Source organism: Pseudomonas sp. PME37.24/025, assembly GCF_055556615.1.
In genome coordinates, this window is the sequence record NZ_JBVHNK010000317.1 from 1 (window position 1) to 261 (window position 261).

Sequence of the window (261 nt, forward strand, 5' to 3'; positions counted from 1 at the left end):
GGCAGGCCGAGGGCAAGGTCGAGATCATCTGGAACTCCGAGCTCGACGAAGTGCTTGGCAATGATTCCGGCGTGACCGGCATGCGCGTCAGGAACGTACAGGACGGCAGCACGCGCGAGATCGAGCTCGCCGGCGTGTTCATCGCGATCGGCCATCAGCCCAACACGGCGATCTTCGAGGGCCAGCTCGAGATGGCTGGCGGCTATCTCAAGGTCAAGAGCGGCAGCGAGGGCGGCGCCACGGCGACCAGCGTGCCCGGCG

General features: G+C 66.7%; 1 protein-coding gene. It reads left to right on the plus strand.

The window, feature by feature from the left end; genetic code table 11:
* Nucleotides 1-261, plus strand: a 261-nt coding sequence (locus ACZ3HH_RS30525) for an FAD-dependent oxidoreductase (protein ID WP_465810381.1), incomplete at both ends; no start/stop codon positions are given.